The 529-nt window shown below is 76.0% G+C and carries 1 protein-coding gene; it reads right to left on the bottom strand.

Annotated elements, in window-relative coordinates:
- Window positions 1–385: glycosyltransferase (locus PV341_RS45270; protein ID WP_500361089.1), on the bottom strand; the 385-nt coding region annotated here is incomplete at its 3' end.
- Window positions 386–529: the final 144 nt, after the last annotated feature.

The raw sequence follows: 529 nt of genomic DNA, 5'->3' as shown, positions 1-529 counted from the left end.
CCCGCGCCCCCTCCGCCAGCACCGCGCCGTGCCAGGTCACCACCAGCGGCGTACGGCGCCCGCTCAGCGCCATCGTGGCGAGCAGCCCGGCCCGCAGCCCGTGCGCATGCACCACGTCCGCCCCGGCGCAGGCCGCCCGCAACGCCGTCACCACGGCCGCGTCCGCCCTCGGTTGTGCGCGCCGCGTGATCTCGACCGGCGCGAACCGCGCTCCCGCCGCCCCGAACCCGTACCGCTCCTCGGCCTCGGCGGGCCCGCAGACCGTCACCTGTACGCCGCGCGCCACCAACCCGCCCGCCACGGAGGCGACATGGGCCCGCGCCGTCTCGCCCAGCACGTGGACGGCGTGCAGCTGCCCGTGCAAGGGGCTCGGTGAACTGCTCACGCGGGGTAGGACTCCTGACTCGGCATCGTGCGGAGGGGCGGCGGGGTCTGCTCCCTCAAGGATGCCAGGCCGATAGGCCATCCAGGGAGCGATGCCCCACCCCCACCCGGCCACACGTACGCGGGACCACCCTTACGAGTGCCC

This window comes from Streptomyces sp. PA03-1a (genome assembly GCF_033792805.1).
GTDB lineage: Bacteria > Actinomycetota > Actinomycetes > Streptomycetales > Streptomycetaceae > Actinacidiphila.
This window is presented reverse-complemented; position numbering and strand designations above follow the sequence as displayed.